Raw genomic sequence first — 25,486 nt, forward strand, 5'->3', positions numbered from 1 at the left:
TCGTCGCGAGCCATTTCGTGAACGGTATCGTGAATTGCGTCAAGTCCGTTTTTCTTAGCACAAGATGCTAAGTCAAACTTACCTTGAGTTGCACCGTATTCACAGTCAACTCTCCATTTTAAGTTGTCCTTTGTTGTTGCTTTCATATTAGGCTCTAAATCTTCCCCTAAAAGTTCTGCAAATTTCGCAGCATGTTCTGCTTCTTCAAACGCTGCCTTTTCCCAGTATAAACCAACTTCAGGATAACCTTCTCTGTGTGCAATTCTTGCCATGCATAGATACATTCCAACTTCTGCACATTCTCCGTTAAAGTTTGCCATAAGTTGTTCGAATATATATTTTTTATCTTCTTCTGAAATATCAGGATTATTTTTTACGGTTTTAGCATATACACCATATTCATGTTCTGCAGCAAGTGCTGCACCTTCAACCATTTCATTAAATTTACTTGCAGGCACTTTACATACCGGACATTTTTCCGGTGGCTCATTACCTTCGTGAACATAACCGCATACTGAACATACAAATTTTTTCATATCTTTTACCATCCTTTATTATATACATTTTCTTAACGATAATGATTATCGTTATTATCATTATAACATACTCTCGCAAAATGTCAATACTAAATTTAAAAAACTATGAAAAAAATTTCATAGTTTTCTATCAGTATATTTCTTTTTCAATTGAGGTAACATAAGCAACCGAATCGGATACTTTAAATGAAATAACATAATCAGCGTAACTGAATTTATATATTCTCTTGGAATCGTTATGATATGCTGGTCTTGGGTCGTGAGCAAGTATTTTAATAAGTGCTTCTTTTTTCTTTCTTGAAATATTACCTGCAACATCATCAGGAATAACAACCTTAAGCCTCTTTTTGTCATCCGGATCCCAGAAACCGCCGACTGCGTCGTCAATTTTATCGGCATAAGGAATATACGGTTTTATATCATATATAGGCGTTCCATCCATCAAATCGGGACCTTGAACGTATATAACCGGACCTTCAGAACTGTACTGAGAAATTTTTACAATTTTAACAGCAGAGATTCCAATAGGATTAGGTCTGAAAGGAGATCTCGTTGCAAATACTCCGACTCTTTTATTTCCTCCCAATGCAGGTGGTCTGACTGTAGGTTGCCATTCATAATCTTCATTTTCTGAAAACTGCCAGATTATCCACATATGAGAAAAAAGTTCTAATCCCTTTATTGCTTTTACATTCCGAAATTCAGGTTCAAAAATTATTTTACCAACAACTTCTCTTACAAGTCCGCTTTGTCGAGGTATGCCAAATTTAGATCTGAAGTCTGTTTTAATATGACCTATTATTCTCATAAATCCATTACCTTTCAGCGAATATTTTTTCCATTTTCTTTCATTCTATCACTTATATATTTATTTGTCAATACAGGTTTTAGGAATATAAAACATTTATTTTTTGGCTTTAGAACAGGTGTTTCAAAGCGTTTAGGTTTTTAAAAAGTATGTTCTAAAATAACTCCACAGACTAATTATTGATACTGATATAATTTCCCCAGAAATAAATTTGCTTCATATTGATTGATTTTTGTTTTATTATCACAGTTTCCAAAATATTCTGACGATAATCCACCTTTTACCTTAAGTCGATTTGTTTTCTTATCATACTCAGCAAAAAATTTATAGTCATACGCGATTTTATTACTTTTATAAACATCTACTACATAGGTATATGCTTCTTTATTTTTTGAGTGTTTCCCATTATTTAGGCTGTCAAAATCGTTCCATCCTGTTTCATAACGAACTATCACTTTATCTATTTTATTATAATCATCAAAGTAATACATCCCTTCTACTCCAACTTGCAAATATTCTAAAAAACTTTCGCTTTCGTATTTTTCCCAAACTGCATTTTCAATGTTGTTTTCCTCACATCCGATAAATAAAACTGATAAAATCAGTATTATTAAACCAACAACTGTTTTCTTCATATAAAATCCCCCTCTAATTTCTATGCAACAAAAGTTTACAGTAGTATTTTATACTACTTTATACTATTAGTCAATAGTTTGTAGTGTTAAATAGTATAATAGTTTTAGAGGTGATTAATTTGAAACCATTGAAAGAAAAAGTCAGTATAACAATTGACAGCGATCTATTAGAACAGTTACGAATTTTGGCTGAAAATGATGAGCGTTCATTATCCCAGTATATCAATCTTATTCTTAAGGCACATATAACTAACAATACGAAAAAATAAACATATATAATTTTTAAAAACACGTTCTAAATCACCATAAAAGGGACAGCCACTTTTATGGTAATTTGCGTGTTGCGTACTAACACAACAAAGTTCTTATGAAAAAAACCGCAAATATTTTATCATTTGCGGTTTTTGATTATAATTATTAAAGTCCTGTCGTTGCAAGTTTTTTATATTCTGCACATCCGAACATTATTTCTTTGTTATTATCATCTAAAAATTCAAACTCAAGTTCAGGAATGCTTAAAATCTTTTTTGACAGGTATTTTTCAATAGTTTTCTTTGCATATTTAAGCCTTGAAATAACTCCTGCGTATCTTATTTCAAGTTCTTCCCATCCAAACGGTTTATATGTATTCATCCATTGTTCTTCATGGATTTCCATAAGTTCTTCGTATTTTTTAATAAGATAAGGTATTGAATTTTCCGAAGTTTCTTCCAAATACTTATAATCCTTATTTTCATACGCTTTTCTAATACATTGTAATATTTCCATTTTGCAGATTGTAATTTCAAATATATTTTTTGCGTATTTGAAATATTTTCCCCATATAGCGTCATTTTCCATATCCTTTATATTTTGAAGTGCATTTTTATGTGCCACAAGAACATCCGAAAAATCGGATTTTCCGCTGGTATTATAAAGAATATCTGCATAAAAAATCTTTTTACCCATATAGTTAGGCCAGATATACTCTTCTTTTGTAAGTGAATTGACCCATGGATAATGATAGGAAGAAAGTGATAAGAACTTATCTATATCAAGCAAAAGAAGTTTTTTAGAAAGTTCTTTTATATCGCATAAATTACATTCATTCCCTTTAAAGCAATACTGAGAGAACATAATAAGTGAGGGAAGTGAAAATGCAATGTCTGTTTCATTTCCGTCATCTCCGAATGTTGCCGCCCATACATCAGAAACATTGTTATCAAGGCAACACCTGAGCGCAGGCTCCATAGTATCAAAGGTAAATTCGGCGTTTGGAAGCTGACCTGACCATATCCATACACCACCCATAAATATAACCTTTTTATTAAGTGCCCTGTGACCGTCAAGAAGAGTTTTGTAATCATCATAACCTGTATGATAATAATCCCAGTATATTACATCAATATCAGGAATTTTTTCAATATCCTCTTTTTTCGGACTGAATTTGAAGTCGTAATAACCTTCCCCTAAATGTCCATAGAATAAATCGCCATGCACACATGGATGAAAATCATATTTTTTTAAAATTTCCCCGATTTTTTCAAGATGCTTAGTAACAATTTCATAGGGAGAAGTGTACTTCTTCTCTTTTAAAATTTTTGAAACACCAACTCCCGAAGCCTCATCGCAATTTATAATAAGTTGCTTTGTCCGAAAACACTTTCTCATAACTTTGACCGCCGCTTCTATAAATTCATATGTAGCCTCTGCCCCACAAAGAAGGACTCCTTGATTTTCTCTGAATTCACGGGTTTCTCTGTATCTTAAATACTGTTCAAGATGCCCCAGAGTCTGAATCGATGGTATAACCTCAACTCCCATACTGTAAGCATAATCATCAATTTCCTTAAGTTCCTTATGAGAATATTTGCCCCTTCTGTAGCCAAAATGCGGATACTCCGGAATATCAAAAACATCTTCCATATACAGTTTTAAAACGTTAAAACCAAGCAGTGCAATATAATCGATAATTTTCTTTATATTCTCAACTTTTATAACGCCGTTTCTTGATAAATCGAGTGAAAAACCGAGAGTTTGAAAATGTCTTTTTTCTCTTATTTCAAATTCTTCTTTCCCCTCTTTTACATTAAGAGCAAACTGCATAAGGGCATAGTAAAAATCAGTTTTTTCGCATCCCCTGATAACTGCCTTTTTGTTTTTTAATAAAATATAAATTTCATCACTTTGAGAAATTTCAAAGTCAAAGGGCAATGAAACCGAGAGAATGTCGGACACTTTGTTTTTTATAGTTTCAAATTCTTTTGAATTCATAGTTACATTGACTCCAGATAGTATGTTGTTATGCCTGCGTCTGTTTCAAGATTTTTCTTTTCAAGCCAGTCGTTAAGACCTGAACTTATATGTTCACAAACGGTAAAGGAACTTACTTTAACTAAAGGTTTAATATATTCTTTTTTCATTACTGAATTTCCTCCCCGTAATTATCGAAATTAACTTCTACAGCGTCGCCGTAAAATGTTATATCTTCTTTTCCGTCATTATAAATAGCATACGGAATAACAAAATAATTTTTTCCTAAAAATTCATTAGATAAATTATCAACTATTCGTATCCCATACTGACCTTCTTTGTTGGCAGGTACCTTCTTTTCAAGGTTAAAACTTCCGTTGTCGCCAAGTTTTACTGACTCTTGTTTTCCTGCTACAACTCCATAAGTTTTAAGAGTATATTTTAAATTGGTATTTGTAAGAGTTGCAAACACAATGCTTGTATACTCATTTTCATAGTACGCTTCATTATATCCAATCAAATCCGGTTCTGATGTATCCTCGGTAAATTCTATAACAACATCAGTATCTTCTCCTATGACAGAAGTCGAATATACTCCGTCTGAATACTCAATCATTCCTGCACCTTTGCATGTTGCACTTTTAATAACATAGCCTGCGTCAGGAATAATAGAAATATCAAGAATGTTTCCCGATGAAACAGTTTTTTTCATTTTATCTGTAATAGTTTCTTCGCCAATTTTAACAGTTCCGTGTTCCCCTATAGAAAATGTAACATCATAATTAAACTTTGCAATCTGCGATACTGTATATGCATCAAAGTTTCCTGAAAATACATAAATATAGTCTTCTATATCCGTCATAGTTTCAGGAATAGCCATTGTAAAGTTAAAAGTATATTGTAAAGATGAACCGTTATTTGCCTGCAACATATAATAAATATATCCTGTTTTACCATCAACAGTTACCATCTGCCCCAATTTGTTATCGTCATTTCCTAAAATGAGAAGTGTAAGTTCCTGATTTGTACTGCCCGCATTAACAACGACTGTTACATCGTTAAGTCCGTCTTCTCTTGCAGTACAGGTTACCGACTCTATGGAGGGGCCGGCAGAAAATACCGTACAGCTTAAGCTTAAGACTAATATCAGTAATATACAAATTGATTTTTTCATAGTTAAATCACCATATTTTATAAATAGTGAGATACCGGCAAAACACTCTATAAAATGTTTTGCCGTTTATTCTCTCTTCAGGGTAAACTGCTGAAAGCAATTTACATTTTGTCATATCTTGCCTGAGCAGCATTGTAGATTTCAATTATTTTATCTGCTCCAAGGCTCTTTGCTTTTTTAACCCATTCGTCCCATGAAGCATTGCCTAAAACATATTTAGTTGCAAATTCTTTACCTGCTTTTTCTAAATTAAGCTGGTATTCATTTATAACTTCTTTTTCTTCTTCTGTAAATTGTAAGATAGGATCAATAGGTGTAAGGTTTTTCGGATCTTTTGCAAAGTCCTGTGCTTCCTGTTCTCTTTGGGTAAAATTAAAGTATGCGCTTCGTCTGTCAAAACTTAAGTAAAGGCCTTCAAGAAACATTCCGTATTTACTTGCTAACTCAGTTGAAGACGGCATTTCATCAAATTCAAGATATTTTGCCATACCTTTTTCGTCTATTTCATAAGTTTCGCCTTCAATACCCATTGTTACAAGTTCTTTACCTGTCGGAGACGCAACAAAGTCAAGAAGTTTAAAAGCAGTTTCCGCTTTTTTGTTGTTTGATACATATCTTGCCCAGCAAAGCTGATTTGGAGTTCTCATAACCTGGTCAGGACCGATAGGATTTGCAAATCTTAAATCATAAGAAGGAACAGTATCTTTAGTCTGTTCTTTAAACATTTCCATTCTGCCTATCCAGTCAGTTGTAACAAATGCTTTATCAGCCTGAGTCATTTTAGCTGTCCACGATGATTGAGTATTTGTTAAAAATTCAGGATCTATAAGTCCTTCATTATAACATTTTTTGATAAAGTCAAGCATTTCTTTGTATTTTGGAGTAATATCGGTATAATACCATTTTCCATCTTTTTCATTATAGAATGGCATATATGCTTCCATATCCCAGCTTACAGATAATGCTTTGAATATTCCATCTCCTGATTTTGTTGTATATGGGGTAGAATTTGGGTATAACTCTTTTAATTTTTTCATGGTCTGATAAAATTCTTCAGGGTTATTCCACATTTTAAGTCCGTGTTTATCAAATATATCTTTACGATACATAGTGGCATTTGTGTTTATATCTCTCGAATAGTCCCATCCGTAGTAACCATAAAGTTTACCATCAGGAGCAGAATAGGATTTAAAAATCCAGTCCTGAGAACCTTCACCAACAAAGTTCTTTTTAAAGTTTGGAAGAACGTCTATATAATCTTCTACTGCTGCAAATGCGCCCTGCATTGAAAGGTCATCTGCTATAGACTGTTTAAATCCCTGACCAACGATATCGGGTAACTGCTGGGAAGCAGCAAGAACATTAAGTTTTTCCAAAGCAGTAGCAGATGGATATGCGTCAAATTTTATATTAGCACCTGTCATGCCTCTTAATTTTTTTGCAAACCAACTATCGTTAGGGTTTTCAGTATCAGCTGTAACGGTAACAGACCATACAATTTCTTCACTGCCGTCAGATAAAGGAAGTTTAAGGCCTCCTGCATCTTTTACCGGAATTGAGGGATCATATAAGTCAGATGATATTTTTTCTCCCTGACACCCTGAAAAAACAGTTAATATCATTAAAACGCTTAAAGTTAAAGCTAATAATTTTTTCATAAAATTCTCCTCCTATATATTCGTAGGAATTTCTTTACTTAAATTATATCTGTCCGTATAAATCGAAACGTGCTTCATTAAGATATATATTTTTAGATTCGGTAAATGTGGGATAAGATAAGTAAAACATATGCTCAGGTTTAGTTATATCCACTTCTGCAATGGCATAACCATAATTAGTTGCCGCGTTTGCAATCATTTCGCCAAGCGGATTAAAAATTCCTGATTTTTCAAATTCTGCAGCAACTGAGGTAACAATATATGCTCCACTTTCCTGACATCTTTGGTTAATTCTTTCATACTTATATCCCGCAGTAGGGTTGATTATAATATCAACTCCCTGTTTCTGCATTTCTCTTATACATTCAGGATAAAATATATCCCAGCATATTGCAATTCCTATTTTGCCTATTTCAGTATCAAAAACTTTTATCTCTTTCCCAGGTGTAAGACCACTCTCATACTCACTCATTGTAAGATGGCATTTATGGCATTTACCCACTATTTCACCATTACGGTTGATAAGTATGCCCGAATTGTAATAATGCCCGTCTTCTTCTTCATGGAATGAAAATGCAAAATATGTATTATACTGTTTTGCATTTTTCTTTATAGCATCGATTGCCTCGCAGTCTAACGGATTGCACATTTCGGGAAGAGGAACCAATGTTTTTCTGGTATAAAAAGTTTCGGTAAGTGCTATAATATCAGGCTTTTCACGTGAGCACAGTCTGTCAATAACCTTTATCGTTTCTCTTAAGTTATATTCGGGAGGCTGCGACTCTGGGAAAAATATATTAGGAATTGCAACTGTTGCCAGTTTAACATTTTTAGGTTTATATTCCCCTAAACATTCAACACAGACATCAGAAACTTCCGCCTCTTTTTTTGAAAATGCACCGAATCTTAAAGTAATTTTTAATTCAGAGGCATTTTTGGGAGCAGTTATACTGTCCCCGCTTTTTCCGATATAGCCTTTTTCTAAAATTCCGCCGTCTTTATCATACCAGCCGAAAATGAGTTTTGTAAATTCGCTGTCTGTTTTAAGATTATAGGAAATTCTATATACCTTGCCAGGCTCAACATCTGTAGTTTTTTTATCAAACTGAGCACAAATCCAGCCATCTTTATCGTATTTTATTTTTAATGTTTCGCCGTCAGTTTCATACTCCGGCAATTCATAATCATAATTATTATATTTTTTAAAATATTTCCATTCACTAAATTTTATTGTTTCCATATTTTTGTTCCTTTTATGAGTGTTTGGCTTACTTAATGAATAATGAATGATTAATAATGAATAATTAAGGTATAAATCGCAGGGCGATTTATGGATTTTATGAGATTTACCATTAATTCCAAAAATTCTGCAAGGAATTTTTACCTCAATTATTCATTTTTCATTATTCATCATTCATTGTGGAACGCACATTTGCGTTCCACATTTTTATGATTGCATTTCGTACGCTGTAATATTACAGTTTAAATGGTCGTAATTCTGACCTTCAAGCCAGTTTGCAAGATTTGATAATGATTCTTTTGCAAGTAAAGATTTTACATTTATTTCAGGTTTTAAATAATTTTTCATTATATTCTCCTCCTTTACTGCACTGTGTTATCGGTAATTGTTACAGTTGTAGTTTCATTATAATAGTAATATGTGTCGTTATATAACGCATAAGGTTTTACAAAGTAATTTGTTCCAAGTACGTTAGTGTCGCCTGCTTTGTCAATAATTTTTATTCCATACTCACCATAAGCGTTTGAGCCGTTAGTTGCAGGAATTACAACTCCGTCTTTGTCATTTAATTTACTTGAATCATTTGATACTATAACACCAAAATCAGTTGTTGGAAGTGCCATATTAAGTCTTACAAATGTGTAACTTACATATCCTGCTTCATCGTCAATGTATCCGAAAGTATAAGGTTTGGAGAATTCAGGTTCTTCTGCTGTAACAAAGTCAATATCAATTACTGCTCCAATAGTTGTGTCAATTGTATATTCGCCGTATTTATTATTTTCTTCTATTTCAGTTCCGTTAACTTTTACAACTGCTTTATAACCTTTGTTTGCTTTTACAACAATAGTATTTACAGCATCTGCATAGGTACCATCAGCAATTTCTTCTCCGCCTGCTGTAACAATACCACCGTTTCCGATAGTATAGTATGCTTCGCCTGCTTCAAGTGCTTTTGTTGTAAATGATAAAACATCATAAGTTTCCTGACCGATTGTATTGAAAACTCCATTTAGTGAAACTTTATATTCTGTTTCAGGCTGTAATGTTTCTGCTAAAGTAACTTCATACTTTTGATTTCCTTCATCAACACATTCAACACTTGCAGGAATTTTTCCGTTAACTCTTACATTTGCTATTGATACATTCGCCGCAGTAGAGTTAAAATCAATAGTAATTTTGTTAAGTTCTGTTTGTTCGTTATTGGCTACCTGTGCACTGAAATATTCAGGTTTCTCAAAAACTTTAAGGTCATCCATATAGGTTATCATACCTTTTGTATCGTTTTGGTAACAGTTATTCTGGAAATAAACGGTGCCTAAATTACCTGCGTTATCCCATGGATTTGTCCATGTATAATCGTCTGAAGCAGTATTAGTAATCATATATTCTCCATCCCAGTAAAAATCTATTGCGTTACTGTCAGCACTATATACGAAACTTGCTGTATGCCATACATCTTCAGTCTCTTTATATTTATATGTCGGATATGTGGTTCCTGTTGTTATACTGGTAGTGCTAACAGCCGGGAAAATCATAGCAGTAGCAGTGTTCTTTCTGCTACCCGTATTACTAACCGAGTAAAAATAACTGCCGGAACTACTTGCACTCAATTTAATTTTATATTCAAGAACCAAAGGCTGGCGGTTCGCACTTTCGTTAGAATATCCGGGTGTAAAATAAATTTTACTACTCGTTGCTTTAGCAGTGCCAGTACTCGTATCCTTAACATTGTAAAATTTCAAACTTCCATTTTCAACAGTAACGCTCGCATAATCGGTTGCTGCTGTTTTTTCACTAAATTCATTGCCACTTATAGCATCTTCGGAATCAAAAGAATTATAGTAAGGCAGTGGTCCGTCATTATAAGTTTGTTTTGCTTCAACATTAATTGCAAAATTTGCCTCTGCAAGAGATAATCCGAATGTATTATCTTTCATATCAGTTGCAGTAAGAGTATAACTTCCTGCGGCAAGTTCGTTTTCAAGGATTAATTTATAAGTTGTTTCATTTATTTTTTCAATATATGAAACTTTTGTTCCGTCAGATAAAGTAAAGTTTTCAGCAGAAATATTTGCAGGAACACCACTGAAATTAAGAACTATTCCACCGTTACTTGCGTTAACCAGTGAAGCAGTAAATGTTTCAGGTTTTTCATAGATTTTAACATAATCAGTTTCAATTGTCATCTTAACATCAGCGCTGGAAACCGCAGTTGTAGCAGCATGCATAAGTGCAATTTTACCGGTTGAATAATAGGAGTTATCGTAAGTATCATTATGCTCATCAGTTGAAGTTTCTCCTATATATTTTCCGTCAACATAAAGTTCTCTGGTAGGTTTTGAGCCTTTGTAAACAATAGAGTAGGTATGCCATTTTGTAAAGTCATAACCTGTAGCAGATTCATTTTCATTTATTTTTATTGCTGCATTGTCACTTCTGTCCCATCTTATTGCATCTGCAAGTCCCAGTTCATAGCTTCCGCCCATAGTAATTGTAAAAGGAGCAGAGTATGCGCTATTTACAGTAGAATCAGATGACAAATATCCGTAAGATTCTGCACCTTGTTTTCTTAATCTGAATTCAAGTACTATATCAGGTTTTTGGGTATTTGCTGCCTCTGTAACGGTAATAGCAGGATGATACCAAACAAAATATGAACCTCCATTTGTTCCGTTTACACGATGTGCTGATGTTCCGTCTTCTGTAACAACTCTTTCGGAAGTTACATTAGCATAGGCTGCTCTTAGCTTAACCTTTGAAAAATCAGAGTCTGTGTTAAAGTCATTAAAGTAATAGACTTCAGTTGAGTTTTCTGATGCCATAGCAGGCAGTGCAAAAGGCATCAGGGAAAGTAACATTGTTAGCATAAGCAAAGATGATAAAATTCTTTTCATTTAAAATCTCTCCTTTTTTTATATATATTTTTTTAAAGGCTACATTTTAATACCGTTTACTTTTTAGTATTTATAAACACATTTTAATAAAATACTCAAAAAGGATTTTACCGTCAACGGTATCTTTTCTTTTTTTTGAAAAACACATTCTCTCAGGGTGCCACTGCACTCCGAAAACGGGTAATATATTATGCCTGATACCTTCTATTGTTTTCCCGTCCGATGCAGTCATTATTACAGAAAGATTGTCTCCTGTGTTTTTTACAGCCTGATGGTGAAAACTGTTTACAAAAAAATCTTCTCCATACAAATCGTAAATAAAACTGTTTTTTTTCGCTGTAACTTTATGCACTAAATCATAATCGGCAAACGAAGAATGTTCTTTTGAATTTTCTATATCCTGATATAATGTTCCCCCGAAGGCTATATTAATAAGCTGACAGCCTCTGCATATACCCATAACAGGTTTTTTTGCATCAATAAATGCTTTTAAAAGCATAAATTCAAAATGGTCTCTTCTTTTATCGATATCTACCGAACCATTTACTTTTTCATTGTAATAGCAGGGATTAATATCGTTACCGCCGCATAGAATAAGTCCGTCATATCCGTCGGAACTGCCGAGGCAGTAATATGCTTCGGCAATCCCTCCGGAATTATTTACAGCGTCAATATAAAATTCTTTTTTACTATTTACGGATAATAAGATTTTAGGTTTTTTCTGTAAAACTTCCATTATAAATTTTCCTGATTATTTAAATATGTTTTTATTTATAAATTACTGCTGTATAATCGTTTGTATAAGATGAATGAACGAAAATTTTACTGTAATTTACATTATCCTGATCATATCCTACAAAGTCAGCAGGAGTTGCTTTTCTTACCTTTTGGGATTTTGAACTTTCAAAAACATAGCCGTAGGACGGATATCTGTGAAGTTCTATTTTTTCAGATTTGATAATTGTATCCTGTCCATTTTCATCTTTTCCGGCAATTTCAAGCGGAATTGCAAATTCGTAAAATTCATCGTAAGCGTTTTTAATATAACCACGGTTTAATTTTTTAGATGCAGTAAAACTTTTAGGAGTTGAGTTTTCGGGAGGGAAAGTACCATTTACGGAATAGTCAAAATATTTTGTAAGCCCCATTACTTTTCCGTCCTCAATATCTATCCATGCAACGTCACCTTCGTCTATACTTGCAACAGCACTTGCATCTTCTACAAGAGCAGTTTTTTCAACTCCGCCATGCCAGTAGATGAGTTTGGTATAAACCATTCCGTCTTCTTCATTATAAAACTCAGTTTTTTTAGACACCAGCATCGGATTGTCATAAGATCCCATTGAACTTACTCCGCCGCCACTTCTTACAACTTTAACAGCGTCAATATCCTTATCCTGGCTTCCGAACTTTTTATATAAAACAACCGCTATATCTGTTTCTCCTATTGCTGTTGCATCTCTTACCGTAAAGTCATCTTCGGTTATTCCCGTAAGGTCTTTTGGCACATAATAAGCTTTTGCTGTCTTTTTAACAAAGTACTGTATATCTGCCGAAGGCACAACCGCGCAGGTGGTACGATTAAGATATACGTGAACCGACGAGCCGGGATCATATACTTTTTCCATAACATTTATTTGTGCAACACGTCCTGAGTCATTAATGTCGATTTCCACAAGTTCGCCCTTTAATCCCGAAAGGGTATTTTTAATATACACATAATCATCCGCAACGGTCGTTTTCTTTAAAACTCCGTTTATCCTGATGTTTCCTTTAAGAACGGTCTGGGTAAGACCTTCGTTTTCATTATAATATTTTAGATAAAGGTCGGGTTCAGGCTGACCTGCTTCGCCAACTGCAACAATAACACATATTGTGCTGAGTTCATCTATCGTATATGCTGCAACGTTACCGAACATATCAAATGAGAATGCGCATTTGGTATTAAGTTCAAGGTTTTTAAATCTGTCTTTTGCATGTTTTTGGATTGGAGATGTAGTTCCATCGTCAAACATTATGTAGTCGCCGTCTGATTCTTTTAAAATCATTGCTGCGGCTTTTCTTTCAACTTTTCCTTTTGCATAAATTGCTGTTATATTACCTTCATCATCTCTTAAAATATCAAGAGCATCCCATTCGTGAAGCCAGGTCATATCGGTTTTGCCTGTTTCGTCAAGTATCGGAACGTTTTTCATATCATCTTTTGAAACTGTGCCTGCACCATACTTAAATGTAATAACTTCGTCTTTTGAATTTACTCTGTCGATAATGCAAGTTTCATAGGAAAGAATTGATACAACGTCAATAGTTCTGTCGCAGTTATTATCGATAAGTTTTACTTCTCCCGATGCCATATTTAAAATTACCGATTCACTGTAATGTGAAAGATGAGCACCGTTATATATAATGTTTGCATTTGCAGGGAAGGTAATTGTATCATTTTTTGTTTCACTTACTTCGTAGATTATACTGCTTCCTCTTACATCTACAATGTCACCTGCAGGTATAATTGTAATGATATTTCTGTCATTTTTATTCATATAGATAAGACTGTTATCGTCTACATTATAGTATGCATAGCAGTTTATACCTATAAAATCATCACAGTATATATCGCCTGCGGAAAATAGTCTTCCTTCGATTATAATTCCGCCTGTTTCCTTTTTTGAGGTAAGGGTTGTGCGTGTGTTACCTGTAACAATGCCTTCTGCCTTTCCTATGTTATAATATATTTCTACAAAAGGTTTAGCGCTTAACTCTTTTTCGTATGAGCCGTCAGCCGAAATTTTTGTAATCTGGCATACGTGCTCATCAATCATATTTTTAAGAAGTATAGCAAGTTTTTTACCTGTGATATTTACGTTTGTTATTCCGCCTTTGATACCATCAAGAAGTTTTGTGGAACGAACGCTCATATAATATCCGTTAGGATATCCGCCGTTGTAGTATGAATATTCTTCATATCCTAAAACTCTTAAAATTGTTATCATTGCATCAAGGTCGGTAATAAACAAGTCAGGGTTGAAGTTACCATTTCCGTCACCCTTCATAAACTTACTCTGGCTAACGGCAAATATAGCATCACTGAATTTACTTCCTTTTTTAACATCGTTGAATTCTCCGTCTGCACCACCTGTTAATTTTGCAACTTCAAAAACTGCTTGTGCAAACTGCGCTCTTGTTATATTCTCGTCACTTAAAAGAATGTCCTTTATTTCTTCATCCACTATCCCTAATGTATACAAAAGTTCGGCACTAAAATCCGTTGCTATTTCATCTTTTGTATCGGCTATCGCCTGTGGCATAATAGACATACTAAAAAGTATACTTAATGCGAGGATTAGAGTTAATATCTTTTTCATTTGTTTTCAATCCTCCTTATTAATGTACAGCACTGTGCTCTGGTAAGCGGGGTATCAAACATCATATTTCCCGAATCGTTACCTATAAACATCTTTGTGCCTTTTATCCATTCATCTACATTTTGATATTTTGCCTTATCGGCAAGGAATGTGTATAAAACATCTGCAAAATCGCCTCTTAAGATTGCTTCATTTCCTCTTAAAGTAGAGTACTCAAAGCCCATTCTTTTAAGAACGATTGCAATCTGTTCCCATGTAAGATAATTTTCAGGTGAGAATGTAGTATCACTTGTTCCTATAAACCATCCGTTTTCAGTTGCCCACATTACATCACTGTAGAACCAGTTATCTGAAACTACATCAGTATAACTCTTTTTAGGAGCAGGTTTTTCCTCTTCTTTTTTATCGTCAGAAGGGATAGGGCTATATGATACGCCCCCTCCTCCGCCGCCTGTTGATGGTATAATAACAGGAGGTGGTGGTGGAAGTATTACAGCCTCAGAATTTTTCTGCTCAGTTATTGCACTGTTTACTGCATCTTTAAAAGCAGTAAGTGAAGGATATTCTACTTTTATAACTTTATCTGCAACTTTGGAAGGATCTGAAAGTGTGTAATAATTTTGTGTATCAATTCCAAGTTCAGTTCCGTAAACATCTATAATACTTGCTAAAATACTGTTATGAGACGCTTTATATATTCCACCGATTATTGTAAGGGTTTTAAGTGCCCCCGACATATCGGAAGGAAGATTATACGAAGTGCCTTTTAATTTATCTTTAACATAAGTCTTAGCATCGATGGAAATAAGTGTAGAAAATGTATTCTTTGTTTTATCATCGATTGCAAGGTCATCGCTTTCTTTGATAAGTTTTTCGGTATCTATTCCTTCATAGATATATCCCATTTTAATTGCGGTTTTAAACAGTTCGGAAAGTCTTTCCTGACTTGCTATTTCACTGTTTTCCTCCGCATCTCTCAAACTTAAAAGTCTTTCATACGCGTAAGTAGTATCAGTTAAGTTATCTATACTTTCGGTATCAAGTTTCATATACTCGCCAAGTGCCGCAACAAATTCTGCGACTGTTTGCGCGTTTGCAGATGCTGCATTGATCTTTGTTGCCATCATCGAATCTATATAAGAAGGTGAGTAATATTCTATATCAGGAGTTACTGAAATCTTTTTACCGTTTTCAATTCCGACTGTGATATTATAATTTCCTACATTTTCTTCCTTAAGAGGAATATCAAAAGTAACTTTTCCTCCTTCGGTTAATTTGTTATCTACATATTCGATGTTTCCCTTATATTTTATTAAAAGACCAACTATGCGTTCAGTACTGTCCTTAGTATCAACAGCTACAGTTATTCCCGAATAATCGTCTTTTATCGCTGTAGTTACTTCTGCCTTGCCTGTATATTCAGGGATTTTATACCCAAGTTTTATATTTTCTTTTTCTCCCATGCTGTAAGTTGTTACATCTGATACAGGTACAGGATTATCAATTCCACTCCATGAAAACGCTGAAATTTTCTGAGCATCCGATGAAATTTCAATATCATAGTCTGCCTGACCGTTTGCTGAAAGTTTATTAAATAATTTATCTTTAATCATATAACCTTCAGCGTCATACTGTGCTGCTATAACTTCTACGCTTTTTTCCTCGTTAAGTTCGTCTGCTACATTTACCGAAACTTTTGCACTTCCGTAAGTAATAAGTTCCATTTCGGCATTACCGTCAGTAACTTTTGGTCCGTCAACATAAAAAGTTTTATCTCTTGTAGTAAATGATATTGTATCTGAAACTTTTTTACCAAGACTGGTTACAGCACCGTCGATTACAATTTCATAAGTTTGTTCGGTTTGCAAATTCTCTGAAAGTTTAACTTCAAAAACCTGATTTTCTTCATCAAAAAGTGTAACGCTTTCGGCAGTAATTCCGTCAACTGTTATCATAGTTTCATCAAAATCAACTATCGTTGTGTCAAACTCAACATATACCGTATCAAGACTGTAAGACATAGGATATGCTTTTATACCAATCGTGGTTCCGGGTGAATAAGTTCTTATGTAGTCATATTCCGAAGTCATCATACAACTTTTACTGGAAAGCATTAGATTAAATACAATTGATCCCGTTTCAAACCAGGAATTGACATCGGAATCGGTAGTTCCCGCAAGGACTCCATCTATATATAAAGAACGTGTGTTGTCACTTCCGCTATACTTGATTGCATAAGTATGCCACTTTGTAACATCGTCAATAGTTCCTGCAACCGCTGCATTATTATGAAACCATCCCCATGCATTACGGTCTTTTGAATAACTTTGCGCGCCATAGAAGAATATCGGGGCACTGCTTGCCGCTCTCCATGACATATATGCATAATTTTCCATATTGGATAATCTGTTCTTAAATTCAAGAACAAAATCGGGACGTACTGTTTCTTTATTTGTCACCTTATCTATTATTATTCTGCCTAAAGCATTTGATTGTGTTTGAAGAATAAGAACACCATCTTTAATTTCATAAGGATAAGCTCCGTCCTTTGTTATCCCGTCAGGCAACTTACCATCATTAAAATGCCAGTTACCGTAAACCAAATCACCACTTTGTGCACCTTCACCCTCTGTTGCCACAGCCGTAAGATTTAAAAACGAAAATAACATTACGCCTGAGAGTAAAAGGGATATTATTCTTTTTCTTAGCATATTTTACCTCCTTTTTTATTTAAACGGAAATGCATAACCTTCATCATAGTCAAATACCGTCTGCAAATCTCTGATTGCAAATCCGAGTTTCCTTGCCATTTTGGTTATATCTGAAAGATACGCTTCCGAGATATTAATTGCTTTGGCTTCATTTAGTGCATCGGAAAATACTTTAAAGCTTTCTTGTGAGTAGTCTTTTTCTTTATAATATTTTGATGCATTTTCAATCATAATTTCTAATCGCTGACGCTGATTAACATGTATTTTTGCAAGTGAGTTTGCTCCGTACTGCCTTAAAATATTACCATCGTTATCAAGGGAAGTATAAGTATTTGTACCTGAAATTCTAACATAATCCCAGTTTTCAATATTTATCGTATGCAGATTATTATCAAGCACTGCATATAAAACTCCCTCATCGCCGAAGAATACTCTCTCACCCATATAGGATGCTGTTGTTGTTTTATCAGGATAGAATGATTTGTATTTTACAACACTTAAATCATCAGGGTCCAGTGCAAATATCGTCTGCCCCACATTCGCCTTTCCATATAAAAGTCCATCAGGACCGAAGCAAAGTTCTCCGATTTTAGTTGTTTTGGAAAGACCGTCAAAATTTACTGTAACTGTTTTAACAACATTGCCTGTTTTTGCATCTATTTTTGCAACATGTGCTTCCTCGTGTGTTTCATGCTGAGGAACATTTACCGAAGATGATGCATAGAGGTAACCATCTTTATATTCAACACCTGTTATATTCTCACCCTTAATAACACCCAGATAAATTTTATAATGAGGCTTATCATCAAAATAACTTACAAGAATTACTCCACCTTCGGGGTTTCCGTAATCCGCAATACCTGAAATTACGCTAAAGCCCGCATTGGTATCCTTTGTATGATAAAACCTGTTTACTCCGCTTGTTGATTGTATAGATTTCGGGTTAACGCCATCTGCAAATGATTTTAAAGGATCATACATCTGCATTGTGCAGGAACCTCCGTAAGAACCGCCGAAAACTTTTCCTCCTGTCATTGTAAGAGCATGTTGTTGCCCGTTATCTGCTGTAAATAGCGGAGTGTTCGTTTTAAGGTCATATCCGTTAAGTCCTGCTACTAAGCCCGAAACATATAAAATATCATCTCTTGATACATAGAAAAATTGAGGTTTTGCAGGTATTCCGGAAAGTTTGTTAAGTAAATCGGTATATTTGTGAGTAAGTTTGCCGACATCAGGTCTGATATGGAAAATTCCAGGATATGCTTCCTGTCCGCCTATGCCGATTAAACCTATATTTCCATACTTATCAGGGAACCATCTTCCAAAATCATATCTTACAAAGTTTCCGTAGCCTGTTGTTGTTGTAAATAAGTTTTTAACTTCAAGTGTTTTTAAGTTAAATGAATGGAAGGTCTTTCCACCGGTTGCACTAAAGTAAACCAAATCAGGATTATTTGGGTCGGGATCGGAAATTCGATTTTGCTGACCTCTTCCGCCATCAAATTCAGTTACCTTTTCCATTGTGTTTTTATTTAGTACAATCATACTGTTACCGATATTTGCAAATATGTAATCTCCGATAACTTTTATAAATACTATAGAGCCAGGCACTCTGCCCTGTTCATCTACGTATGTTACAATTTCGCCCGTCTTTTTATCCAGTCTTGAAATTGTCGCAACGTGTGATGAGTCAGCTGAACCTGCATATATATAATTTTCGTCGCCTGTTGCAGCGTGGGAATATTTGATTCCTTTGCCAAAGCCTTTGTATGTACTGACTTTTTTATTATCTATATCATATTCAATAACATATGAGCCTTCGGTTTCATACTTACTGTTGTATATAGGCGAGTATAACATACTGGTATCGCCATCTGCCCCATAGAATGTATACCACGCATTTGAGCCTTCGCATATATCAGCCTGAATTAAAGTATTCTTCTTGGTTTCAGGATCATATACATATAAATCAGGGTTTGAGTAACCCATCGCATAAACCTTACCGTCCGAACCTATTTTAAGACTTGTCTGATGAGCGCTTCCAAATTCGTAGGAATTTAAGAATTTCCCTGTATATGTATCAAATTCATAAATATATCCAGGCGAACCAACCAAAGCCATAAATGTTCTTAAACCATCTTTAGTATATCCAGTTGTAGCCGCTTCAACTTTTTTAATAAAGGAAACGTTTCCTATTTCGGATAAACCTGAAAATTCCGGCATTCCCGTTGTTGAGGATTCAAATATCGCTTTCTCAGCACTGCCTGATTTGTTAAGTGGAAGAAGTCCGTCCCATATATATGCTTTTACTTCCGAAACTCCCGATGGTAAAACTAAATCATCAGTTTTTATAGTCTGTTTTGAGTTCGGAGATATGTTAACTGTTTTAGCTGTATATGAAACAAGTTTTTTATTATTTCCTTCCCCTCCGTAAGCCGCAAGATATAATGTTGCCGCTCTTAATTTCGAGTCATAATTTATAACATCCGTTTTAACACTTATCGGATCTTCGGAATATTCATATTCGGATACCGATACTCCGTTTTGCATAAAGGAAGGAGTACCCGATGAGAGTTTTTTTGCTTTAACAACTATATCATCTACGTCAACAACTGTATCTGCAGCAATATATGCCACTTCAAAGCGAAGGGACAATTTACCATTCTTATAATAAGATGCGTAAGCATTATTGTCGGCAGTTCCGACATACACTCCATCAATATAAGTATCTCTGGTATTGGTTACGTTACTGTGAACAACTTTTACACTGTGCCATACGTCATAATTCGGCTTAGAGGATGTTCCCCAGGTAAATCCTATATTATCATTGTTATCAGAATCGTAATTTCTTATTAACCCGTAAGTTCCGCCTTCGTTCTTATATCCACGTGCAAACTGTGGTCCCTGAATTCTTGCAGGGTAGGCAGATGATGCAGTTCTTAAATTAAATGATACGGAACTTCCACCCATAGCCGTCATTCTTACTTTATATTCGACTATAAGTTCCGGAATAAGTTCAATTGGCTCAGCAAAGGTTTTTTCAACATACACTTCTAAAGTTGTACCTGTCCCCACATGCTGAAAAGACATCATACCGTTTCCATCTTCAACTTTACGGATAACTTTTGAATTAAAATCTCTTGGATATTGGTGTGTACTTTCCCTGTCTGAAGTTGAATAATTAAATGTTCCGTCCCAGTATTCGGGAACTTCTGCCATGACACCATCGCTATGCTTAGTATTTGCAGTTTCAAACTTATCAAAGTTCTTTATTTGTGTGTCAGTTGCTAAGTAGCCCGTATCAAAATCTTCTTCCCAGAATATTTTATATTCTTCATTATCGTCTGCTAAAGCAGGAATGGTAATCATTCCTGCTGTCAGCGATAAAACAATAGCGATTGCTAAAAACCTTTTTAACATTTTTATCACCTTATTAGCCGTCGGAGTGTCAAACTCCATACGCCTTAAACTTATTAAATTTTAATATTTTTAATTTGTCGTCCTTGTAAGGCTATTTGTTTATATAAGCATATAATAGTTTTGCAGCTTGGGCTCTTGTCGTTTCATTAGGTTTACCCGCTTCAAAAGTATCTGCTTTTATTCTGTTTAAAATAAGTATCATTTGTTCTTCGGTAATTATATCGTTAGGTGCAAATTCGGTTTCGCTTACTCCTTCTATCCATCCTTTTGCATACGCTGTCTGAACGTAACTGTAATACCAGTCAGCCTTTGTAACGTCTGAAAATTCATGAGGAGTGTCTATAATTTCGTCGTCACAACCTTCAATTACTGAAAGAAGTTTAACAAATTCTGCTCTTGTTATAGGATTGTCAGGAGCAAATGTTTTATTATCTATTCCCGATATTATTTTTGAATGTTTTAGAGTATTAACTGCTTTTAAGGCTTCAAGGTCGGTATATCCAGTCATATCGGCAAATGCTGCCATATTATCTCCGAATACGTAAGCAAAGCCTGCATCTTCGTCATATTTCGTCTGTAAATCCTGGATTGCAAAGGTAAGTTTTCTTGCCGCATCTTTAACTGCTGCGTCTGAATCTTTATATAAGTCTACTTTCTTTGCGTCTGCAAGTGCATTCTGATACATTTTCCAGCTTGTTTTTGAGAAGTCTTCTTCTTTATAATATTTTTCTGCATTCTGAATCATTATATCCAGTCTCTGACGTGGATTAACACTCAGAACAATAAGATCTGTACCTGTTGAATTCCCACCATAACGTTTGATGATATTACCATCATTGTCAAGAGCAAATCTGTCACAATTTCCATGTAAAAGTTTTGCTTCAAGGGTGTCAAGATTTACTGCATGAAGTTGGTCGCCCATTGTATTATATAATACTCCGTCAGCACCAATTTTCATATAGTCGCCAAGATATGTATTTGTGGTTATTCTTTGTTTATAATATGTTTTATATCTTGTAAGTTCCATTGTTTCAGTGTCAACTTCTAAAAGAGTTACTCCCTGATTTGCAACTGCATAAAGTTTTCCGTTAGGTGCGATAACTGGTTCACTTATAACTTTTAAAGAGCCTACATCAGGAATCTTATATGCCATAACTTTTACAACTTCACCTGTTTTAGCGTCTATTTTTGCTATATGCGCTTCTTCATGAGGGTCGTGCAAGTTAACAACTACGGAGGTTGAAGCATATATATATCCATCCTTATAGCACTGACCTGTTATATTCTCTTCGTAAATAATTTCGCCTATTTCTTTACCCATTGGTTTACCGTTTGCATAGGTAGATAAAACTACGCTTCCTGCGTCACCACCGTAATCGGCAATTGAGCAGTGCATACAAAATCCTGCATTTGTCTGGGATACAAAATAATGACGGCATCCAAGACTTGCCTGGAAATAATGTTTAGGATTATCAGTTTTTTCAACTACAGGCTTTTCAGGATCAATCATATAGAAATCGCCGCCCGAATATGTTCCGCAGAAAATCATTCCGTTTGCTTCGGCTATTCCGTGTTGGGAATTCTGCTTAACTGAGAATACAGGTGTATTTGATTTTAAGTCAACTGCATTTACTCCCGCTCTGTATCCGCCTGTATATAAAATATCATCTCTTGATACATAATAGTAATCTGACTGAACAACACTTCCGATGCCCTGTCTTGGAGTTTTTAATTCTATATACTCAATATGAGGGTCGCCCGGTGTTATAAGTGCTACATGTGTATCGGAAACACAAGCATATATTGCCCATGTTCCATCCTTTTTCTGAATCCATTCACCAAATTCAACTTTACCTAAATCGGTCATTCTGTTTTCAAATTTTTCGGTTACTGTTTTAACTTCATATGTTTTAAGATTAAATGAGTTTAATCCTACTTCATTTTCAGACATAAAGTATATTATATCAGGATCTCCGTCAGGTTTTATATATGATATTCTCTGTCTGCCGCCACGTCCGCCTGTAGGGAAACGAGCCACTTCAGTCATTGTTTCTATATCAATACAAAATACCCACTGCCTTATAGCAGCAAAAACCTTATCGCCAACTACGATACAATGTGGACAGTTACCTGCTGTAATATTAGGATCGGTATTATGCCATATCTTTTTCTCGCCTGTTTCTTTATCTACTCTGATTATTCTTTCACTTCCCGCGTCATCCCCTGCAGAAGTGAAAAGATATTTATCATTACCTGTTGCACCATGCATATACTTCATACCGTCGGTTACATTTTCGTATATTCTGTACTCTCCGGTTTCAATATCGTATTCCATTGCATTAGTTCCGCTTGAATGAGCAGTATATAATTTTGTTCTGTCATCATTTGCGCCGGGATTCATTCCCCATGCATCTCTTCTTGTATCATAAATTTTTTTATGAATTTTACTTTCCTTAGTTGCAGGGTCATATATAAACCAGTCAAATCCGTTTGTATGATGAAGTTTGCCATCAGATGCAGGCTGGAAGGAATAGTAAAATCCTGTATCTTTTTCAAGATTAAAACTTGCTATCCATTCCCCTGTCAATGTGTCAAACTCATTAATATAAGAAGGTTTAGCATTCATAGAAACGTAAGTTCTGTGGCCATACTTTGTCATACCACCCTGAGTTCTTGTGCTTGAACGGTTCCATGCTGCTTCTCCGATTTTAACACCTTCATCTTTTATTTCGGGAATTCCGTTTGTTGACGGAACATAGTTAATTTCTTCCTCCGTTTCAATTTTATCTATATCGCTTAAATCGTATTTGGGAACAAGTCTTGTAAGTTTCCAGTTATCAAAAAAGGCTTCATCTTTAGGATATAAAGTCAGGGTTGTATAGCAGTAACTGTGTGCTTTGCCTGCTTTGTATGGTGTCTGGAAAGTTGTTTCAGTTGCCAAAAGCCCGTTAACAAGAATTTTCATCATATTCTTATTATCGTCAACTATAATCTCAATATGATTCCATTGTGTAGGCATAAAACTCTTTGAATAAAGTTTACTTGAGTTTCTTGTAAGGTTTGCAAAGTATGTGGTAACCGAAGAACTAGTCCAACGGCTGTTAAATGCCACACCTTCTGTTTTTATATCAAATTCTATTTTAAAACATGATAAGTTCTGAGTTGTCATATTAAATGTCTGCATAAATGTTGCACTAACGTTAGCATCGGTATTATTGTAAAAACGATAGTATTTATTATCAGTTTCTTCCCCTTTTACAATTCCACCACCTGTATTTGCAGGTACGGTTATCCATTCGCTTGGAGTTACGGCATTCGAATTACCCCTTCCAGAAGGGTGTTCGCCGACTTCCAAATCTTCAAAATCGCAAGACCAGATAACCTCGTCCTCGATATAATCAAATTCTTCAATTGCATCTGCATATACACTATACCCTGGTATAAGCATAATTACTGCAAGAAGCATAGCTAAAATTCTCTTCATAAAAAATCAGCATCCTTTCGTTTTCATTATAAGAATATACACTTTCTTATATCTTGATTTTATCATACTAAAATATGCGATACAATTTAACAATTTGTTATTACTTGTGTTTTTCTGAACTGAATTCAAAAAATCGCTTTACATATAATCCTTTTTAAAATACAATAATATCAAAGTAATCCAAATGTTTTGAAAAAGTGAAAATATTTAGTTTTTTGGTAATATTTTTCAAATATTTTATAAATTTTCAAAAAAAGGGGATGTATGAAATGTACGATACTAGTGTATCGGATATTAACATTAAAAACATCGTTTCGGTTTGCCATGATATACGAATGCACGATTGGACTCATGTTAGTTCTAAAGAAAAAAACATTCACACAATAGATATGGTATTAAAAGGTTCCTACTCCTTAGTATGCCACGATAAAACGTTTATCGCTCGTGAAAATGATTTTTTATATGTACCGCCTAATACCGCATTAACATCTCGCTCAGTTGCCCTTCCTACCGACATTATAATGGTTTATTTCACAGCAGAAACAGAGAACGACTCGGATGCAAACATATTTAACAATGAGTTTATTCTTAGCAATTGTAACGACAGTATTAAGAACTCTTTTAAAAATATCAAGCACTCATTTTTATTAAAACAACCGGGTTATACTCTTGATATCAAAAAAAATATATATAAAATATTAAACGAAGTTGTTTCCAAAACATACACCAATAATCTCGGCAATTACAATTACTATATAATCAAGGCTGCCGATGAATATATCAAGGCAAATTACCTTAGAGAAATTATTTCAATCGAACATCTTGCCGATTTATGTAAAATTACGCCCTCGTATTTTACAAGAATTTTCAAAAGTGTATTTGGAGTATCTCCCAAAAAATATATAGTTGACTTAAAAATGCAGGCTGCCTGCGAATATCTTACTTACACTTCTACTTCTATAAGCAATATTTCCAAAACTCTTGGATATGAAGATATTACTTACTTTACCGCCTCGTTTAAAAAACATTTCGGGATTTCTCCTATGGAATATCGAAGAAAGTATAATATGATGATAAATTAAGATAAAAATTTGTAACAAAAAAGACATTTTTCAAAAAATGAAAAATGTCTTTTTTTGCGGGAAATCAAAACCATTGAGATATTTTAATTTTTTGTTTTGCGCAAGCAAAACTACCTTTTCGAAACTTGTCAAGTATTTCGGACAAATAAAAGAGTGAATTTTTACATCCATACAGAATTAGGTGTCTTGTAACCTATTCCCGAATGTAATCGCTCTGAATTGTAATACAAATATATGTAACTTAATA

Annotated in this window: 15 protein-coding genes; 2 read left to right on the plus strand and 13 right to left on the minus strand. The window is 34.6% G+C overall.

All coding sequences use genetic code 11. From position 1 onward, the window contains the following. From E7419_06845 to E7419_06855, 3 genes are all read right to left on the minus strand, one after another. A partial coding sequence (locus E7419_06845) for an NADH peroxidase (GenBank protein MBE7014903.1) occupies window positions 1–536 on the minus strand: 536 nt, incomplete at its 3' end. A gap of 130 nt (window positions 537–666) precedes the next feature. Continuing rightward, window positions 667–1,344: a tRNA (N6-threonylcarbamoyladenosine(37)-N6)-methyltransferase TrmO gene (gene tsaA, locus E7419_06850; GenBank protein MBE7014904.1), complete on the minus strand. Its 678-nt coding sequence runs from the start codon at window positions 1,342–1,344 to the stop codon at window positions 667–669. A 176-nt stretch (window positions 1,345–1,520) separates the two neighbouring features. Beyond that, a complete protein-coding gene (locus E7419_06855; protein MBE7014905.1) occupies window positions 1,521–1,979 on the minus strand; it encodes a hypothetical protein in 459 nt (152 codons plus the stop codon). A gap of 119 nt (window positions 1,980–2,098) precedes the next feature. Here E7419_06855 and E7419_06860 point away from each other — a divergent pair, with 119 nt between their 5' ends. Further along, window positions 2,099–2,248, plus strand: coding sequence for a toxin-antitoxin system protein (locus E7419_06860; GenBank protein ID MBE7014906.1), 150 nt, complete (start codon window positions 2,099–2,101; stop codon window positions 2,246–2,248). Window positions 2,249–2,396: 148 nt separating this feature from the next. Here the strand turns inward: E7419_06860 and E7419_06865 are convergent, their stop codons facing one another. The 10 genes from E7419_06865 to E7419_06910 form a co-directional block, all read right to left on the minus strand. Continuing rightward, entirely contained in the window at window positions 2,397–4,232 is a 1,836-nt protein-coding gene (locus E7419_06865) for a hypothetical protein (GenBank protein ID MBE7014907.1), read from the minus strand. Window positions 4,233–4,380: 148 nt separating this feature from the next. After that, on the minus strand, window positions 4,381–5,385 hold the full coding sequence (locus E7419_06870; GenBank protein MBE7014908.1) for a hypothetical protein: 1,005 nt from the start codon (window positions 5,383–5,385) through the stop codon (window positions 4,381–4,383). Between the two features lie 101 nt (window positions 5,386–5,486). Then, window positions 5,487–7,043 carry an ABC transporter substrate-binding protein gene (locus E7419_06875; protein ID MBE7014909.1) on the minus strand — a complete coding sequence of 519 codons (1,557 nt, stop codon included), beginning with the start codon at window positions 7,041–7,043 and terminating at the stop codon, window positions 5,487–5,489. Between the two features lie 43 nt (window positions 7,044–7,086). Next, on the minus strand, window positions 7,087–8,283 hold the full coding sequence (locus E7419_06880) for a carbon-nitrogen hydrolase family protein (GenBank protein ID MBE7014910.1): 1,197 nt from the start codon (window positions 8,281–8,283) through the stop codon (window positions 7,087–7,089). A gap of 362 nt (window positions 8,284–8,645) precedes the next feature. Next, complete coding sequence (locus tag E7419_06885) at window positions 8,646–11,180, minus strand: DUF2808 domain-containing protein (GenBank protein MBE7014911.1); 2,535 nt, start codon at window positions 11,178–11,180, stop codon at window positions 8,646–8,648. Window positions 11,181–11,250: 70 nt separating this feature from the next. After that, complete coding sequence (locus E7419_06890; protein ID MBE7014912.1) at window positions 11,251–11,916, minus strand: gamma-glutamyl-gamma-aminobutyrate hydrolase family protein; 666 nt, start codon at window positions 11,914–11,916, stop codon at window positions 11,251–11,253. 31 nt (window positions 11,917–11,947) lie between these two features. Continuing rightward, entirely contained in the window at window positions 11,948–14,542 is a 2,595-nt protein-coding gene (locus E7419_06895) for an S-layer homology domain-containing protein (protein ID MBE7014913.1), read from the minus strand. Further along, window positions 14,539–17,253 carry a hypothetical protein gene (locus E7419_06900; GenBank protein ID MBE7014914.1) on the minus strand — a complete coding sequence of 905 codons (2,715 nt, stop codon included), beginning with the start codon at window positions 17,251–17,253 and terminating at the stop codon, window positions 14,539–14,541. Before E7419_06900 ends, E7419_06895 begins: the two co-directional genes overlap by 4 nt. Window positions 17,254–17,268: 15 nt before the next feature. Further along, window positions 17,269–20,673: a hypothetical protein gene (locus tag E7419_06905; GenBank protein MBE7014915.1), complete on the minus strand. Its 3,405-nt coding sequence runs from the start codon at window positions 20,671–20,673 to the stop codon at window positions 17,269–17,271. Window positions 20,674–20,764: 91 nt separating this feature from the next. Beyond that, window positions 20,765–24,157 (minus strand): S-layer homology domain-containing protein, encoded by a 3,393-nt coding sequence (locus E7419_06910; GenBank protein ID MBE7014916.1) that lies wholly within the window; start codon window positions 24,155–24,157, stop codon window positions 20,765–20,767. A 260-nt stretch (window positions 24,158–24,417) separates the two neighbouring features. Here E7419_06910 and E7419_06915 point away from each other — a divergent pair, with 260 nt between their 5' ends. Further along, complete coding sequence (locus E7419_06915) at window positions 24,418–25,239, plus strand: helix-turn-helix transcriptional regulator (GenBank protein ID MBE7014917.1); 822 nt, start codon at window positions 24,418–24,420, stop codon at window positions 25,237–25,239. The last annotated feature ends 247 nt before the right edge of the window (window positions 25,240–25,486 follow it).

Source organism: Oscillospiraceae bacterium (assembly GCA_015068525.1).
Lineage (GTDB): Bacteria > Bacillota > Clostridia > UMGS1840 > HGM11507 > SIG450.

What these genes read in the sequence shown, in the direction of transcription:
- tsaA (MBE7014904.1), bottom strand. Translation starts at nt 1,344, where the DNA reads ATGAGAATAATAGGTCATATTAAAACAGACTTCAGATCTAAATTTGGC.
- E7419_06855 (MBE7014905.1), bottom strand. Translation starts at nt 1,979, where the DNA reads ATGAAGAAAACAGTTGTTGGTTTAATAATACTGATTTTATCAGTTTTA.
- E7419_06865 (MBE7014907.1), bottom strand. Translation starts at nt 4,232, where the DNA reads ATGAATTCAAAAGAATTTGAAACTATAAAAAACAAAGTGTCCGACATT.
- E7419_06870 (MBE7014908.1), bottom strand. Translation starts at nt 5,385, where the DNA reads ATGAAAAAATCAATTTGTATATTACTGATATTAGTCTTAAGCTTAAGC.
- E7419_06875 (MBE7014909.1), bottom strand. Translation starts at nt 7,043, where the DNA reads ATGAAAAAATTATTAGCTTTAACTTTAAGCGTTTTAATGATATTAACT.
- E7419_06880 (MBE7014910.1), bottom strand. Translation starts at nt 8,283, where the DNA reads ATGGAAACAATAAAATTTAGTGAATGGAAATATTTTAAAAAATATAAT.
- E7419_06885 (MBE7014911.1), bottom strand. Translation starts at nt 11,180, where the DNA reads ATGAAAAGAATTTTATCATCTTTGCTTATGCTAACAATGTTACTTTCC.
- E7419_06890 (MBE7014912.1), bottom strand. Translation starts at nt 11,916, where the DNA reads ATGGAAGTTTTACAGAAAAAACCTAAAATCTTATTATCCGTAAATAGT.
- E7419_06895 (MBE7014913.1), bottom strand. Translation starts at nt 14,542, where the DNA reads ATGAAAAAGATATTAACTCTAATCCTCGCATTAAGTATACTTTTTAGT.
- E7419_06900 (MBE7014914.1), bottom strand. Translation starts at nt 17,253, where the DNA reads ATGCTAAGAAAAAGAATAATATCCCTTTTACTCTCAGGCGTAATGTTA.
- E7419_06905 (MBE7014915.1), bottom strand. Translation starts at nt 20,673, where the DNA reads ATGTTAAAAAGGTTTTTAGCAATCGCTATTGTTTTATCGCTGACAGCA.
- E7419_06910 (MBE7014916.1), bottom strand. Translation starts at nt 24,157, where the DNA reads ATGAAGAGAATTTTAGCTATGCTTCTTGCAGTAATTATGCTTATACCA.
- E7419_06915 (MBE7014917.1), top strand. Translation starts at nt 24,418, where the DNA reads ATGTATGAAATGTACGATACTAGTGTATCGGATATTAACATTAAAAAC.